Source organism: Autumnicola tepida, assembly GCF_031846485.1.
Taxonomy (GTDB): domain Bacteria; phylum Bacteroidota; class Bacteroidia; order Flavobacteriales; family Flavobacteriaceae; genus Autumnicola; species Autumnicola tepida.
This window is the reverse complement of sequence record NZ_JAVRHQ010000014.1, coordinates 42,715-58,936: the sequence shown is the minus strand read 5'-3', so window position 1 is coordinate 58,936 and position 16,222 is coordinate 42,715. Positions and strand designations below refer to the sequence as shown.

Sequence of the window (16,222 nt, the reverse complement as noted above, 5' to 3'; positions counted from 1 at the left end):
AGAGTTTCTGTAATTTTATTGAAGCTCTAATAACATTAAGCCTCTACTTCTTCTGTATTGTCTATTAATACCTGACCGCGGTAATATAGTTTACCTTCATGCCAGTGTGCTCTATGGTACAAATGCGCTTCGCCTGTTGTAGGATCGGTAGCTATTTTCGGTACCGAGGCCTTATAATGTGTCCTTCTTTTATCTCTTCTGGTTTTCGAGATTTTTCTCTTTGGATGTGCCATGGCTTGCTATTATTTAATCGTTTAGTAAATTCTTTAGTTTATCCCATCGGGGATCTGTATCCCCTTCTTTTTTCTTTTCTTTCTTATCGATGCTAAGTTCTTCCAGCTTGTCAAGTACGTCTGACTTTAAAGTTCCGTCTTCCACCCCGGGGTGAACCCTTTTTAGGGGTAAAGACAACACTATAAGTTCATATATATATTGCTGTACGTTCACTTCAAACTCCCCATGCGGGATTATAAGTAAATCCTCATCGTCATCATTAAATTCATCCCCAAACTTAATCACCAGGAAAAGACTGCTGTCTATAGGCTGGTCGTAAGGTTCATTGGTAATGTCGCAATTCACATTTACCGTTCCTGAAGCCTGAAATGTAAGCTCCATCATGGTTGTTTTCTTCTCAAACAGCAAGTCGATTTTTACATCGGCACTGTTGAAGTCGTCGTACTCAAAATGATCAAAGAACTCATTATCAATATCGTACTCAAAATGGTGTTTTCCCAGCTTTAATCCCACGAATGGAATTGTAAACTCTGCTAAATTCCTCATCTCATCTCCATTTTCGAGCGCCAGGCCCTTAGGCTTAGGCGGCTGCAAAGATAAAAATTATAATTAATTAACTACGGGTTTATAAACAATTTTTTGTTTATATCTTTTTACCCTGTTTCTTTAACGGATTTTTGGTGAGTTTCTTATACTCCTTCCGGCATTTATATATTTCAAGTGCTTTAAAAACCGCTTCTTTAAATGAATTGATGTTTGCTGAATTTGTCCCGGCAATCTCGAAAGCCGTACCATGATCTGGCGAAGTACGAACCTTGCTCAGCCCGGCCGTAAAATTCACTCCATTTCCAAAAGAGAGCGTTTTAAAAGGAATGAGCCCCTGGTCATGATAAGATGCCACTACGGCATCAAAATTCTTATTATTTTTTGAACCGAAAAAACTATCAGCCGAGTAAGGGCCATAAACCAATTTTCCCTTTTCCCTGATTTTATGTAAGGTTGGCTTTAGGATTTCTTCATCTTCTTTGCCTATTACTCCATTATCGCCACTGTGAGGATTTATCCCTAAAACCGCGATTTTTGGCTTTTCAACCCTAAAATCCTGCTTCAGCGTTTCATGAATAATTTCAATTTTCTTTTCTATTAATTCCGGAGTAATCACACTGGCAATATCCTTAAGCGCCACATGGTCTGTAAGCAAACCTATTTTAAGCGTATCGGTAATCATAAACATAAGGCTTTCACCTTGCAATTCCCTGGCAAGATAATCGGTATGGCCGGGAAAATTAAATTTATCACTCTGGATACTGCTTTTATTGATAGGCGCGGTAACAAGTACATCAATATCATCGTTTTTTAAAGCGGTTGTGGCGGCTTCCAGAGAAAGAAAGGCATAATTTCCAACATTTGGATCTTCCTCGCCAAAATTGATATTTACATTCTCCTTCCATACATTTACCACATTTATCTTCCCGTCTATGGCTTTAGAAGCTTCCTCCACTCCCTGAAAATTAAGCGATAGCTTATAATGCTTTTTTAAAAATGTAATAATCTTTGCTGAAGCAAAAATTACCGGAGTGCAAAAATCGAGCATTCGGGAATCGTCAAAGGTTTTAAGAACAATCTCGCTGCCAATCCCGTTCAGGTCTCCAATACTAATTCCTAATTTTATCTTTTGAGCATGTTTCATAAAACTTCCCGCTATTTTATTTCTATTTTTACAACACAAATGTACTAATATTATATCTTCCATGTTTACAGGGATTATAGAAGAAGTAGCTGAAGTAGTTGAATTAACGAAGGAAAATAACAACCTACACATCAGGGTAAAAGCCAAGCTGACTCCTGAACTTAAAATAGACCAGAGTGTGGCGCACAATGGCGTTTGTCTTACAGTGGTGTCTCTGGACGAAGAAAGTTATACCGTAACTGCAATCAAGGAGACCCTGGATAAAACTAACCTAAAGGACCTTAAAGAAGGAAATGCCATTAATTTAGAACGCGGGATGAAACTGGGCGACCGGCTTGACGGACACATTGTTCAGGGGCATGTAGACCAGACGGCGGTTTGCACTGCTGTGGAAGAAGCCGGCGGCAGCTGGAATTTCACTTTTGAATATGATCCAAAATTGCAAAATGTAACGATTGAGAAAGGTTCTGTTACGATAAACGGCGTAAGTCTCACAGTCGTGAATTCAGAAAAAAACAGGTTTAGCGTATCTATAATTCCATATACTCACGAGCATACCACTTTTAAATCCTTAAAAAATGGAGATGTGGTGAATCTTGAATTTGACGTAATAGGAAAATATGTAAAGCGAATTTCTGAATTGCGCTAATCCTCTCTTTTTTTTCTCAGGTGATACGCTCCAAGAGCAAGCCCTGAAGCAATAAGTGCTGAAATGCCAAAATCTATAGGAAGTCCCGGAGGAGGGGGCACACCCGGGCGACATTCCCTGGATGGAACACATTGACCACCCGGACCACAAGCGCGGTAACCCGGATTACATTGAGCATAGCCATTTAAACCAAGGAACAGCAATAGCAATAGAATCCCACTTGAGGCAAGTCTTTTATGCTTTCTGAAATATTCCATATTTGGCATCCTGAAACCCGGTACTATATTAACGAATAAAATTAGTCTTTGGTTTTACCGGATAAATGTACTTTAAAATCTAATATTCAATTAAATAGTGTTTGAGATAATTTCCTCACACGTTCTGCTCCAAAACTAAAGAATACCACCTTGGAATTCAAATATATTCGGTAAAAGACAAGATTACAGTAAAATCCAATACAATAGCGTAACAAAAAGGTAAATATTCAGCATTGAATTTTTTCCATCTGAAATTTGTAACTTGCTAACGCAACCGATTGCTTATAATTTCCATAGCTTAAATTCTCTTAAACAATAATGAAAAAAATCGCTCTCACTCTATTTATCCTGTGTTGCAGCCTCAGTAGTATTTCGCAAGCTCAGGAATATTTCCAAAATCCCATTCTCGCCGGCTGGTATCCCGATCCTGCAATTACAGATGATGGTAATGGCAATTATTATATGGTGCATTCCACATTCGCGTTTTTTCCAGGAATTCCTGTTTTTCACAGTACAGATCTGGTTAACTGGGAACCAATTGGAAACGTCATTTCCCGTCCCGAGCAACTTGACCTAGAAGGTTTTGGCGTTTCAAGGGCTATTTTTGCTCCCGACATAAGCTATGATAATGGTACGTTTTATGTAACCTGCACGGTGGTGGACGGAAAAGGGAATTTTGTGGTCACCGCCAAAGATCCCGCCGGACCATGGTCCGATCCTGTGTATTTACCTGAGGTTAAAGGTATAGATCCCGGCCTGTTTTTTGACGAAAATCAAACCTACCTGGTTTATAACAGCGATGCACCAAACAACGAACCGCAGTACAGCGGCCACAGAACTATAAGAATGGTGGAGTTTGACAAGGAAAAACTACAGGTAACCAGCGGGAACAGGATTCTTGTTAATGGAGGAGTGGATATTTCAAAAAAACCGGTATGGGCTGAAGGGCCAAGAATTTATAAAGAAAATGGTTACTATTATCTTATGACTGCGGAAGGAGGCACTGCCGTAAACCATTCAGAAATGATCTACCGCACCAAAGACATTGACAGTGACCTTATTCCCTACAAAGAAAATCCAATTCTCACCCAAAGACACCTGGATCCAAACAGGGAAAAACCTATCACTTCTGCAGGACATGCAGATCTGGTTCAAACTCAAAACGGAGACTGGTACGGAGTGTTTCTGGCGGTAAGGCCTTATGAAGATGATTATTACAATACCGGAAGGGAAACCTTTATGGCTCCTGTAAAGTGGGTAAATGAGTGGCCGGTTTTTGATTTAGGAGGAGAGAATATCAAATATCAGTATCCTTTACCGGAAGGCACCCACCTCAATAAAAATAATTTTCCTTTAAATGGAAATTTCAGCTTCCGCAAAGAATTCGATAAAGACAGCCTTGGGTTAAGCTGGTTGTTTTTACGAACACCAAAAAACAGATGGTATAGTTTTAACAATGGAGCGCTTAAACTGAAAACCAGGCCGGAAACTATAGAAGGCACTTCAAACCCTACTTTTATAGGCCACCGTCAACAGCATTTAACGGGCGAGGCAAGTATCTCCCTTGATTTTAAACCGGTGTCCAAAAATGAAAGTGCGGGTATTGTGGCGTTTCAAAATGAATCACATTACTACTACCTGAATAAATCAATGGAAAACGGAAAATCAGTAGTAGAATTATTACAAGGTACTGAAGATGGAAATAAGGTTCTTGCAAAGACAGAAATTGCCAATACCGTGTCTCCCCTTCTTCTAAAGATTGAATTCAACAAAGACAAGTATAACTTCTATTATGCCAGCGCTCCCGATGAATGGAAAATCCTTAAAAAGGATATTGACGCAAAGTACCTAAGCACTAAAACTGCAGGGGGTTTTGTGGGAGTTACCCTGGCAATGTATACCACCTCTAATGGAGAAAAAAGCGATAATTCTGCCAGCTTTAACTGGTTTGAATATACCGGAAATGATGAGATCTACAATGAAATGGACTAAGAGTTTCAGACTTTTAACCTGTTTCTGAGAATGCTATAAAGGCTGAAGAAACAGATAAAATTCTGCTAATATTTCCTTCAAAATAAAAAACAGGATCAGAGAAGCTCTAATCCTGTTTTTTATGGTTCTTTAAAAATGGTTATTCCAAGCTATCAGTCCTGAAAGGCGACGCTGGAAATCCAGCTTTGTTGTAAAGATTTGCCCCTTCAGGATTATCTGCCCAGGCATATCTTACCGCCACCGGATTTTCAACTTCCGGGCTGGAGACAATGATTTTATCGCCCTGAATTTTAGCATTTGCCCATACGAATTTATGGTCTTTCCCGGCAATGGCAAATTGCTTTAGCTTTGAACCATTTTTAATCATCAGGCCTTTTCCAACATTCTTAAAATCTATTACTATTGAATTCCCCTTGCGGGTATAAGAATTATAAACGGGGCCGCCGGCTACAACTTCTTCATCATACGCTATCTTTCGTGCAGCCTGGGCTAACCTGTCTCCAACTGTTTTTTTATTTAAGGGATGTATATCATTCCATTCCCCAACATCTATGGTAACCGCCATTCCTGTTTCTGGTAAGGACAAAGTCTTTAGCTGGGCATCCCTTAACCTTGCCCAGTTACTATCTCCAGGTTTCTCTTTAGATTCCATAAAATTGGCGAGCTGTACAAAAAGAAAAGGTAAATTTTCCTGTTTCCATTTTTTTCTCCAGTCCCGGATAAGGGTGGAAAACAATTCTTCATATTCTGCCGCAGTATCCGTATTGGATTCGCCCTGGTACCAGATTACTCCCTTTAAAGAGTAGTTTGTAAGGGGGTTGATCATAGCATTATATAGCCCGACCGGTTTCCAACGGATGAAAGTTTGCCCTTTTAAAGGAGGCATTTCCACACCTAATTTATAATTCCATTCTCCAGCCAGATCTATCTCAGAATCCTGAAAAACCAGTTTATATGGTTTATCTTCAACAAAACCACCACGGCCTCCCTCATTTATAACACGAATACTAATAGTATTTTCTCCGGGGTTCAAAACATCAGCAGGAATATTATAACGCCTTGGAGGATACTGGTAAGTTGTATTTCCGACAAACTCTCCATTAACAAAAACAGAATCGGCATCTACTATTCTCCCCAACAACAATTTTGGGGACTGATTAGTAAGCTTCTCGGGAATTTCAAATTTCCTCCTGAACCAAACTACTCCGTTTTTCAACCCCAACTCGTTATCTGCCCAATAACCGGGAATTTGCATTTTGCCCCAATCTGAAACTTTAGTGTCTTCTCCTTTCCAATTTTCTTTTATCCCAATATCTTCCTTAGTGGATTTTTTGTACCAGTCGCCTATTCTTTCTGAATCGCTTTTCTCAATACTATCCCTGAATTCAGCACTTTTATAGCGGGCTGCCTCCTCTAAATAATGTGGAAATTTTTTCAGTGATTCTTCGCTTATCCACGCTTCCGCAGGTGAACCGCCCAAACTGGAATTTATTATTCCCACAGGAACCTTATAGCGCTCATTAAGGTTTTTGGCAAAAAAGTAAGCGACCGCAGAGAATTGCCTAATATTCTCCGGCGTTACCGGCAACCATTTCCCTCCTTCCAGATCTTGTTTTGGTTCATTGAAATTATAGGTTTGTGGAACCTGAAAAAACCGAATGTGTGGATTAGAGGCAGTTGCCACTTCCTCTTCATACAAAGGCTCCACGCGGTACATGGGCAGCTCCATATTAGATTGCCCGGAAGCAAGCCAGACATCCCCCACATAAACTTCTTCAAGACGAATATTGTTTTTGCCGGTTATGTTCATTTTATATGGGCCGCCTGCTTTTAAATTGGCCAGGCTGATGTCCCATTTGCCATTTTTGCCGGCTTTTGTTTCATACAGCTTATCCAGAAAAGAAACACTTACTGCCTCTCCAGCGGAAGCCCAGCCCCATATTTTTACCTCAGCATCCCGCTGAAGCACCATCCCGTTATTTATAAGCTTTGGTAAACATACTTGCGCCTGGAGAAATCCTGTAGAGACTCCAAGCAGCAGGATAAACAGCAATTTTTTCATAATGAATGGGAACTGATTTTACTCTGCCTCAACCATGGCATTTACGGTTTCTATGCTCCCATCTTCGTTAATCTGAAGTTCAGTCATTTTAACACTTCTAAGGTAAGTCTTACCTCCAGACAAAGAACTGTCATGATAGAACAGGTACCATTTGCCGTTATACTCTACAATTGAGTGGTGGTTCGTCCAGCCTAGAACCGGCTCCAGAACAACACCCTGGTAAGTAAAAGGTCCGTAAGGGCTATCCCCTGTGGCGTAAACAATTTTATGAGTGTCCCCGGTGGAGTAGGAGAAATAATATTTGCCATTCATTTTATGTACCCAGGCAGCCTCAAAAAATCTTCTCTCGTTATCTCCTGTGGTAAGTTCATTTCCTTCTTTATCCAGGATTTTGATGTCGCGTGGCGCTTCAGCAAAACCCATCATATCATCACTCATCTTTGCCACTTTAGGCTGAAGGGCAGCTGCGCTATCGGCCGGATACTTATCCTCTTCAACATAATTTCCAGATTGCCAGCGTTGTAATTGTCCGCCCCAAATTCCGCCGAAATACATATAATATTCCCCATCAGAATCGGCAAAAACCGCGGGATCTATGCTAAAGCTATTTTCGATAGGCTCCGGCTGCGGCGTAAAGGGACCTGCCGGATTATCGGCAGTAGCCACTCCAATTTTAAAAATATCATCTTCATTTTTTGCGGGAAAATAGAGATAATAGGTCCCATCTTTTTCAGCTGCATCAGGGGCCCACATTTGCCTTTTTGCCCATTCGACATCTTCAACATCAAGAACAACCCCATGATCCTGAACTTCTCCTCCAACACTATCCATAGAATACACATGATAATCCTTCATATTAAAATGGCTTCCCATATCATCCTCAGGAATACCGGAATCCCAGTCATGCGAAGGATAAATGTAAATTTTGCCATTAAAAACATGGGCAGAAGGGTCTGCCGTATAATTATCGGTTACCAGGGGCTGGGAATTCTCTTGTTCCTGAGCATTTAGCGAATCCTGCTGCACTGTGGTTTCTTCGGAATCATTATCCTTTTTTTCACCACAGCTTATCACGCAAGATGCAGTAAGTATAAGGAAGGAATAATAAAAAGGGTTCTTCATAATCTGGTGTTTTAACGGTGTTTCTGTATTGATTTTAAAAGCTAATGTATAAAAATCTTTAATCAATCGTATTCGTAAAATTTTTAAATATTATATGATATTGTAAATCAACATCTTAATCTTTTTCAAATAGAACTACTTATGTTAAATTTTGAAATATTTTATATTTATTAACGCAACCGATTGCGTCAATAGAATATTTATGTATATTTATCATATCAAAAATTTACAAGTGTTTAATTACACATATTATACTTTTCATTACTAAGAAATATAAATACATCATTATGATCGAAAAATTACCAACTCATGGCAGTCAGTTATGGAAAAGACCATTGTTTCTTTTCTTTCTGATTTTTAGTTTTGCCGCAAATGCCCAAACCTCCACAGTAACAGGAACTGTGACGGATGAGACTGGCCCTGTTCCCGGGGTAACGGTTCTGGTTAAAGGGACTAGCAATGGCACAACCACAGATTTTGATGGAAACTATAGTATTTCCAACGTGCCGGCAGATGCGACGCTCCAGTTTAGCTTTATTGGATTTACCACTACTGAGGTTCCCGTAAATGGCAGATCTTCTATAGATGTTACCCTGCAAGAAGATACGGAAGCTCTGGACGAAATCGTTGTCGTAGGGTATGGTACCCAGCGAAAAGAAGCGGTTACTGGATCCGTTTCCTCTATAGGAGGGGATGAATTAAGAGATGTTCCTTCAGCTAATATTTCTGAAGCTTTACAAGGCCGCCTGCCAGGTGTCCAGCTTTCGCAAACTTCCTCACAACCTGGTGCCACTCAGCAAATACGTATACGAGGAACACGTTCATTAAATGCTGAGAACGACCCACTTATTGTCTTAAACGGTGTACCCTTTGCGGGATCACTGAATGACATTAATCCTAATGATATAAAAAGTATGGATATACTTAAAGATGCTTCAGCAACAGCTATTTATGGATCCCGTGGTGCTAATGGGGTAGTATTAATTACCACAAATACAGGACAACAAGGACAGAAAGCTCAATTTAGTTATGATGCTTTTTCAGGCTTGAAAACTGTTTTTGGAGAATACCCTATGATGAGCGGTCCGGAATTTGTTGCACTACGGGAGGCAGCTGGCCGGTATGAAAATGGTCAGGATGAATTTAATGATATTGATACTGATTGGCAGGATTTGTTCTATGAAAACAGCTTGATTACAAATCATAACTTAGGAGTTTCCGGAGGTACAGAAGGTGGCAGTTATCATGCCAGCCTTGGATATACAAAGGACGAAGCAGTTATTCCAGAACAAAACTTTAAACGTATCTCTCTAAATGCCAACCTTGATCAGCAAATTGGAGATTTTGTACGCGTTGGGCTATCAACAAACAGTAATTATTCAATAAGAAACGGAATGAATTTAGGAATATATGGTTTATTAACTCAATCTCCAATTGCCAGCCCATATGATGAAGATGGTAACCTTAGAAGGATAATAAGAATGCCTCTAGATGAACAATGGGTATATACTCGGGAAAGTTTGGAAAATCTAGGAGATAGTTGGATAGATCAAAGCAGAGAGTTTGGTTCCTACAACAACATATTCGGAGAAGTTAAAATCCCAGGGGTTGAAGGTTTGAAGTATCGTATAAATTTAGGCCTCAACTACCGAAACACCAATGGAGGTAGTTATACAGGACAAGGAGTATTTAGTGCTTCACCAGACACTCCTTCAACCGCTTCAATAAATAATTCCACTACAACAAGATATCTAGTAGAGAATTTACTTACTTATGATAGAACTTTTAATGAAAAACATACTATTAATGTAGTAGGTCTTTACTCTACTGAACAAACACGATTTAACAGTTCAAGCATTGGAGCCCGTGATATCCCTTCAGATCAATTCCAATTTTACAATTTAGGCCGGGCAACCGGAGAAATAACTATCAATCCTAACAACCAGGGTTACTACGAAAGTGGCTTAATGTCTTACATGGGAAGAATCATGTATGAATATGATAATCGTTATATGCTTACAGCTACTGTTCGATCTGATGCCTCTTCCAGATTGGCAGAAGGGCATAAATGGCACACTTATCCCGCAGTCTCTGTAGGATGGAACATTGGCAATGAAACTTTTATGAATGACATTAGCTGGATGAACTCCCTGAAATTACGTGCAGGTTATGGCGAAACTTCTAATCAGGCAATTGACCCTTATTCTACTCTTGGAAATCTTGCTTCAAGGCCTTATAACTTTGGACCTGATGAGTATGCGGTAGGATATTACGTTTCTCAACTGCCTAATTCTGATCTTGGCTGGGAATATTCTACTACCTACAACTACGGGGTAGACTTTTCACTTTTTAACTACCGTCTTACCGGTACGGCTGAGTATTATATTACTAACACTAATGACATTCTTCTTGCCGTAGGTCTTCCACCTACTTCCGGTGTGGCAAGTTATACCGCTAATATTGGTGAGACTCAAAACAAAGGTTTTGAACTCTCACTTAACGGAACAATTATAGATAATCCTGATGGGTTCAGTTGGGATGCAGGATTAAACTTTTATTCCAATCAGAATAAATTAGTTGCCCTGGCTTCCGGAACACAGCAGGATGTGGGTAACAGCTGGTTTGTTGGACATCCTATTAACGTAATCTATGACTATAAAAGAATAGGACTATGGCAGGAGGACGATCCTTATCTGGATATCCTTGAACCCGGAGGCAACGTTGGTATGATTAAAGTAGAATATACAGGAGAATATGATGAAAATGGTGTTCCGGTGAGGGAAATTGGCCCTGATGACCGCCAGGTTATTGATGTTAACCCTGACTTCCAGGGAGGATTTAACACTCGCTTTTCATATAAAAATTTCGATCTTACCGCTGTCGGTGCTTTTCAAAAAGGCGGAACCCTTATCAGTACTGTATATGGTTCAGCCGGTTATCTCAATTTGTTGACCGGACGTCGTGGGAATATTGATGTAGATTACTGGACACCTGAAAACACCGATGCGCGCTATCCAAAACCGGGAGGAGTTGAGGCGAATAATAATCCAAAATATGGTTCTACCTTGGGTTATTTTGATGCCTCCTATTTAAAGATTCGAACCATAACTCTTGGATACAATTTTGATCAGGACTGGCTGGAAAATTTGGGGGCTGATCAGCTAAGATTATATGCCAGTGTCCAAAATGCATTTGTATTATTTTCTCCATATCATGATGAATCAGGAATGGATCCAGTAACCAACTCTTATGGAGATGAAAATTCTGCGGTAGCTTCCTATAACAGAAGGCTTTTAACCATTGGAGCTAATACCCCTTCTACTAGAAATTACCTGTTTGGTATTAATTTAACATTCTAAAATAAATTAACTATGAAAAATATAAATTTAAAAACTTCCATTATATCGAGCCTGATGCTAGCATTATTGCTGATTTCCTGTTCAGATGATATTTTGGAGGAGACACCAAGAGCCACTTTTGAGCCCTCTTTTTTTCAAACTGAAGAAGGTGTATTAGGCGGATTAACTTCTATGTATGCTCACCTTCGCTACATTTATGGTCAAGGTTATTATTATAATGCTTCCGAAACAGGGACAGATGAATACACTTATGGAGCAAATGGTGATCAAAATTTCCTTGTAATGGATCTTTCCGGCCAGGGTAATATCACATCTAGCACGAGCCGCGCCGATGTTCTATGGAATGCCGTGTATTCTAACATTAATACTGCTAGCGGTATTGTTGAAAACGGAACAGAAGTAGGTGTCTCTGACGAACTACTTGCTGAGGCAAGGTTCTTTCGTGGCTTTGATTACTTTTTGTTAGTACAAACTTTTGGAGGAGTGCCTTTAGATTTGGGCGCTGGAGAACTCGTATTTAATACAAATCCTGTTCGAACTTCCGTAAGAAATACAGTTCCTGAAGTTTATACACGCACTGTCTTTCCTGATTTACTTAATGCCGTTGATAATTTACCTGAATATCCACGGGTAACCGGTGGAGCTACAAAAACCGTGGCCAGGCTTTACTTGGCCAAGGCTTATCTCACCTATGGCTGGTGGCTGGAAAATCCTAATAATATTCCAACCTATCCAGAGGCACCGCGTACAGATCCTGATGGACATGATGCCCAGTGGTATTACCAACAGGCATATGATGTAGCAACCACTGCTATCAATAATCCTGGTCCCTTTGGTTTACAGCCAACCTACTATGATGTGAATAATGCTGAGAATGACCGTAATAACGAAATTTTACTTTATGCAGATCATACTGAAACCAGCCAATTTTATAATGGTGGTAGTCTAACTTATGGTACTGGTTCCGCTCCAGATAATTTCGCTGGCTGGATGGTCACCTGGAATTATACAATTATTAGAAGTGCAACGACTCCCAATTGGGAAGAAACCGTTAGTTCTGTTCAAAGGGAAGCTGCGCAAAAGTATGGAAGACCTTGGACTACCATGGCACCTACTATAGGAGCGATTACAGAAACCTTTAATAATAAAGACCAAGATTCACGTTACGATGGTACTTTTACCACAGTGTATCGTGGAAATTGGCCTAAAGGTAATATAGATCAAGGTGTTTTATATAATGCAAACGGATTACCTGTAGAGCCAGGAGATGCTATCCTCACTTTCCTAGATGAACAACCTGAAACTGCTATTAATTATCCTGATGGGCCGGGTAAAAGTAATGTAGGAGGTGGAGAATTGCCAGGAAGATCTGATTTTGTAATAGCTCCAATGGGAATAAATAGAATAGCTTATCCATCACTATGGAAAATCGGAACTTATAGAACCGATAATGGCGAGGGATTAGGTCAGCCAAATGCAGGTAGTACTCGTCCATGGAGTATTGCAAAATTCTCAGAATTATATTTTATTGCAGCCGAAGCCGCTGTACAAGGTGCAAACGCTACTGGCATGTCAGCAAGAGATTTAATTAATGTTATTCGTGCAAGAGCAGGAGTCTGGCGTTGGGACAAAAGTGAAGAAGAACCCAAAATTGCCGATTTCAGTGATGAACTGGTTTCAAATACTCCGGCTGAAATTGATATTGATTACATTCTTGCAGAGCGATCCAGAGAATACTTTGGTGAAGGCTATCGATGGTATGACCTTGTCCGTACTCAAAAATGGGAGGAAAAAGCTTCTACCTATAGAATAGGAGGAAGTACGTTTGGAGATCATACTCCACAAACAATAACCCGAAATATCGAACCTTACCTTTATCTTCGTCCTATTCCACAAAATCAATTGGATGCTATGGAAGGAGATGTAGAAGCATATCAAAATCCCGGATACAATTAATACACTTTATCAAATAATTATATTGGCTGCCTACATAGAAACTCTATGGGCGGCCAATTTTTTCTTATAGTATTTAAAAAGCAATTTAAATCATTTCAGGCATGAAAAAATATAAATCTTTTCAAGATATAATGATTTTCGTCTTGCCATTCCTTCTTTTTTACCCAAAAGAATCTGAGGCGCAATCAGTAACTTCAAGATCTGCCCGGGAGCGGATTTCCATTAATAAGGACTGGAAATTTATGAAGTACGCTTCCGCAGAAGAAGCTGATGATCTTATTTATGATGTACGTCCTGAAGTAACCGATGCCCGCGACGATAAACCGGCAGATGCAAAACCCACTGAAGCTGTAGAGGTTGCCGCAGACCGGCAGGTACTTAAACCATGGATATTACCCACTGGCAATGATTTTATAAAAGATTCTTCTCAACAGTATAAAAGGCCTGCCGGCAATCCGGGAGAAGATTTTTCCTTTGTGAAATCAGGTTTTGATGATAGCGACTGGAAAGATGTAAACCTTCCGCATGACTGGGCTATTAAAGGACCTTTCTTAGAAGGCTGGGATGCTGAAGTAGGCGGTGGAATGGGTCGTTTACCAAGTCCCGGCGTAGCATGGTATCGCAAAAAGATCTTTGTTCCTGAAACAGATAAGGATAAATCTGTTTTTCTGGACATAGAGGGGGCCATGTCTTATGCCATGGTCTGGATAAACGGTAAACTGGCCGGTGGCTGGCCTTATGGTTATTCCTCATGGAGGCTGAACCTTACTCCTTATTTAGATTTTGGCCAGGAAAACCAGATCGCCATTCGCCTTGATAATCCCCCAAATTCCTCCCGCTGGTATCCCGGAGGAGGAATTTACAGAAATGTCTGGCTGGTAAAAACCAATCCGGTTCATGTGGGACACTGGGGCACCTTTATTAAAAGTAAAAATGTTTCTGAAAATTCTGCAGAACTGGACCTGGAAGTAGCCATTGCTAATGATTCTGAAGAAGAAACTGTGGTCAAAACTACTACAAAAGTTTTTTCTTTGAATCAAAATGCTGAAAAAAGTAAAGATCCGGTTGCGGTTTTTGATGAAATTGAAAAGAAAGTTCCTGCAAAAGGAAGCATTAAAATTGAGGATTCCGTCACTATAGAAAATCCGGAATTGTGGGGGCCTCCTCCAACACAGACTCCTAATTTGTATGTTGCAGAAACTACAATTAAGCAAAATGGGCAGATAGTAGATACCTATACAACACAGTTTGGAATAAGGTCTGTAGAATTTGATCCTGAGAAAGGAGTAATAGTTAACGGCGAGCCCATTTTTATAAAAGGTGTAAATCAACATCATGATCTGGGAGCCCTTGGTGCGGCTTTTAATAAGCGTGCGGCAGAACGGCAACTGGAAGAATTAAAAGAGATGGGCGTTAATGCCATTAGAATGGCCCATAACCCGCCGGCTCCGGAACTACTGGACCTTACAGATAAAATGGGCTTTCTGGTTGTGGATGAAATATTTGATTCCTGGGAACGCAAGAAAACTCCGTTAGATTTTCATCTTATTTTTCCTGAATGGCATGAGCAGGACCTTCGTGCGCTGGTTCGCAGGGACCGCAATAATCCTTCCGTAATCATGTGGAGCATAGGCAATGAAGTTGGGGAGCAGTACACCGGGGAAGAAGGAGCTAAAATAGCAAGGGGATTACGAAGTATCGTGAATGAAGAAGATCCTACCAGGCCTATCACTGCTTCTTTCAATTATGCAAAACCTGATATGCCCATAACAGAGGTTATGCAAGTCATCAACTTAAATTACCAGGGAGAAGGGATTAGAAATGCGCCTGCATACGACCATTTAGAAGGCATAAATACTCCGCCGCTTTATCCTGACTTTCACGAAAAATTCCCTGATAAGACTATTATCAGCAGTGAAAATGCCGCAGCGGTTAGCAGCCGCGGAACCTATGTTTTTCCAGTAACTGAAGGGATAAGTGCCCCGGTAAGTGACACCACCGGTGGTGATCCCGGGAACGACTATGTAAGTGCCTACGGTCTTTATACCACCCCTTTTGGAGCTTCCCCAGACAAAGTATTTGCCTCAATAGATAAGCATCCTTATGTTGCCGGAGGATTTGTATGGAGCGGATGGGATTATCTTGGAGAACCAACTCCTTATTACCTGGCCCGTAGTTCATATTTTGGGGTTATAGACCTGGCCGGATTTAAGAAAGACAGGTTCTATTTATATCAATCCCGCTGGAGACCAGATTATCCCATGGCGCATATTTTACCGCACTGGAACTGGACGGAGCGAATGGGAGAAATAACCCCTGTTCATGTATATACTTCAGGAGACGAAGCAGAATTGTTTCTAAACGGAGAATCTCTGGGAAGGAAGAAAAAGGGCAAATATGAATATCGCCTTAGATGGGATGATGTGGTTTATGAACCGGGAGAATTAAAAGTGATCGCCTATAAAAATGGGGAAAAGTGGGCTGAGGATATAGTAAGAACCACCGGAGAACCTGCCGCTTTAAAAATTTCAGCAGATCGCGAAGAAATAAAAGCAAACGGGAAAGATTTGGCGTTTATTACTGTAGAAGTGGTTGATGAGGACGGATTGACCGTTCCCACTGCAAATAATAACATTCAATTTGAAGTGGAAGGTCCTGCGGAAATAGTTGCTACAGATAATGGGGATCCCACCAATATGACTCCTTTTCCTTCACATCAAAGAAAAGCCTTCAACGGAAAAGCACTTGTTATAGTGCGACCGCTAAAAGGTAAAACCGGAGAAATAAAAGTGAAAGCCAATGCTGTCCAGCTTAAAAATTCTGAAGTGATTATTAAGAGTAATTCCGATAATGAATTGTAGAACAACAATACTCAAGCGTATTTTTCTAAAAAGATACTAT

General features: G+C 40.4%; 11 protein-coding genes. 5 read left to right on the top strand and 6 right to left on the bottom strand.

The genetic code is table 11. The annotated features are described in order from the left end of the window. Positions 1–35 precede the first annotated feature (35 nt). The 3 genes from rpmF to pdxA form a co-directional block, all read right to left on the bottom strand. Positions 36–233: a 50S ribosomal protein L32 gene (gene rpmF, locus RM553_RS12110; protein WP_081208252.1), complete on the bottom strand. Its 198-nt coding sequence runs from the start codon at positions 231–233 to the stop codon at positions 36–38. A gap of 13 nt (positions 234–246) precedes the next feature. After that, on the bottom strand, positions 247–780 hold the full coding sequence (locus RM553_RS12105) for a YceD family protein (RefSeq protein ID WP_311535198.1): 534 nt from the start codon (positions 778–780) through the stop codon (positions 247–249). A gap of 97 nt (positions 781–877) precedes the next feature. After that, positions 878–1,924 (bottom strand): 4-hydroxythreonine-4-phosphate dehydrogenase PdxA, encoded by a 1,047-nt coding sequence (pdxA, locus tag RM553_RS12100; RefSeq protein WP_311535197.1) that lies wholly within the window; start codon positions 1,922–1,924, stop codon positions 878–880. Between the two features lie 61 nt (positions 1,925–1,985). Between pdxA and RM553_RS12095 the strand changes: the two genes are divergently transcribed. After that, the gene (locus tag RM553_RS12095) at positions 1,986–2,573 is read left to right on the top strand and encodes a riboflavin synthase (protein ID WP_311535196.1); all 588 of its coding nucleotides are present in this window, start codon (positions 1,986–1,988) and stop codon (positions 2,571–2,573) included. Here the strand turns inward: RM553_RS12095 and RM553_RS12090 are convergent. Continuing rightward, the gene (locus RM553_RS12090) at positions 2,570–2,830 is read right to left on the bottom strand and encodes a PID-CTERM protein-sorting domain-containing protein (protein WP_311535195.1); all 261 of its coding nucleotides are present in this window, start codon (positions 2,828–2,830) and stop codon (positions 2,570–2,572) included. The genes RM553_RS12095 and RM553_RS12090 overlap by 4 nt on opposite strands. A 318-nt stretch (positions 2,831–3,148) precedes the next feature. Here RM553_RS12090 and RM553_RS12085 point away from each other — a divergent pair, with 318 nt between their 5' ends. After that, positions 3,149–4,822 (top strand): glycoside hydrolase family 43 protein, encoded by a 1,674-nt coding sequence (locus tag RM553_RS12085; RefSeq protein WP_311535194.1) that lies wholly within the window; start codon positions 3,149–3,151, stop codon positions 4,820–4,822. A gap of 139 nt (positions 4,823–4,961) precedes the next feature. Here RM553_RS12085 and RM553_RS12080 read toward each other — a convergent pair whose 3' ends face one another. Next, positions 4,962–6,884: a sialate O-acetylesterase gene (locus RM553_RS12080; protein WP_311535193.1), complete on the bottom strand. Its 1,923-nt coding sequence runs from the start codon at positions 6,882–6,884 to the stop codon at positions 4,962–4,964. Positions 6,885–6,902: 18 nt separating this feature from the next. Next, positions 6,903–8,006, bottom strand: a complete 1,104-nt coding sequence (locus tag RM553_RS12075) for a glycoside hydrolase family 43 protein (protein ID WP_311535192.1) — start codon at positions 8,004–8,006, stop codon at positions 6,903–6,905. A gap of 287 nt (positions 8,007–8,293) precedes the next feature. Here RM553_RS12075 and RM553_RS12070 point away from each other — a divergent pair, with 287 nt between their 5' ends. The 3 genes from RM553_RS12070 to galB all read left to right on the top strand — a co-directional run bounded on the left by RM553_RS12070 (position 8,294) and on the right by galB (position 16,182). Continuing rightward, a complete protein-coding gene (locus tag RM553_RS12070) occupies positions 8,294–11,365 on the top strand; it encodes a SusC/RagA family TonB-linked outer membrane protein (protein ID WP_311535191.1) in 3,072 nt (1,023 codons plus the stop codon). Between the two features lie 12 nt (positions 11,366–11,377). Further along, positions 11,378–13,321, top strand: a complete 1,944-nt coding sequence (locus RM553_RS12065) for a RagB/SusD family nutrient uptake outer membrane protein (RefSeq protein ID WP_311535190.1) — start codon at positions 11,378–11,380, stop codon at positions 13,319–13,321. A 101-nt stretch (positions 13,322–13,422) separates the two neighbouring features. Then, a complete protein-coding gene (galB, locus tag RM553_RS12060) occupies positions 13,423–16,182 on the top strand; it encodes a beta-galactosidase GalB (protein ID WP_311535189.1) in 2,760 nt (919 codons plus the stop codon). Positions 16,183–16,222: the final 40 nt, after the last annotated feature.

Bases quoted from the DNA above. Each gene is read 5' to 3' on its own strand.
- pdxA (WP_311535197.1), bottom strand. From the start codon at position 1,924: ATGAAACATGCTCAAAAGATAAAATTAGGAATTAGTATTGGAGACCTG.
- rpmF (WP_081208252.1), bottom strand. From the start codon at position 233: ATGGCACATCCAAAGAGAAAAATCTCGAAAACCAGAAGAGATAAAAGA.
- RM553_RS12085 (WP_311535194.1), top strand. From the start codon at position 3,149: ATGAAAAAAATCGCTCTCACTCTATTTATCCTGTGTTGCAGCCTCAGT.
- RM553_RS12090 (WP_311535195.1), bottom strand. From the start codon at position 2,830: ATGGAATATTTCAGAAAGCATAAAAGACTTGCCTCAAGTGGGATTCTA.
- RM553_RS12065 (WP_311535190.1), top strand. From the start codon at position 11,378: ATGAAAAATATAAATTTAAAAACTTCCATTATATCGAGCCTGATGCTA.
- RM553_RS12105 (WP_311535198.1), bottom strand. From the start codon at position 780: ATGAGGAATTTAGCAGAGTTTACAATTCCATTCGTGGGATTAAAGCTG.
- RM553_RS12075 (WP_311535192.1), bottom strand. From the start codon at position 8,006: ATGAAGAACCCTTTTTATTATTCCTTCCTTATACTTACTGCATCTTGC.
- RM553_RS12095 (WP_311535196.1), top strand. From the start codon at position 1,986: ATGTTTACAGGGATTATAGAAGAAGTAGCTGAAGTAGTTGAATTAACG.
- galB (WP_311535189.1), top strand. From the start codon at position 13,423: ATGAAAAAATATAAATCTTTTCAAGATATAATGATTTTCGTCTTGCCA.
- RM553_RS12080 (WP_311535193.1), bottom strand. From the start codon at position 6,884: ATGAAAAAATTGCTGTTTATCCTGCTGCTTGGAGTCTCTACAGGATTT.
- RM553_RS12070 (WP_311535191.1), top strand. From the start codon at position 8,294: ATGATCGAAAAATTACCAACTCATGGCAGTCAGTTATGGAAAAGACCA.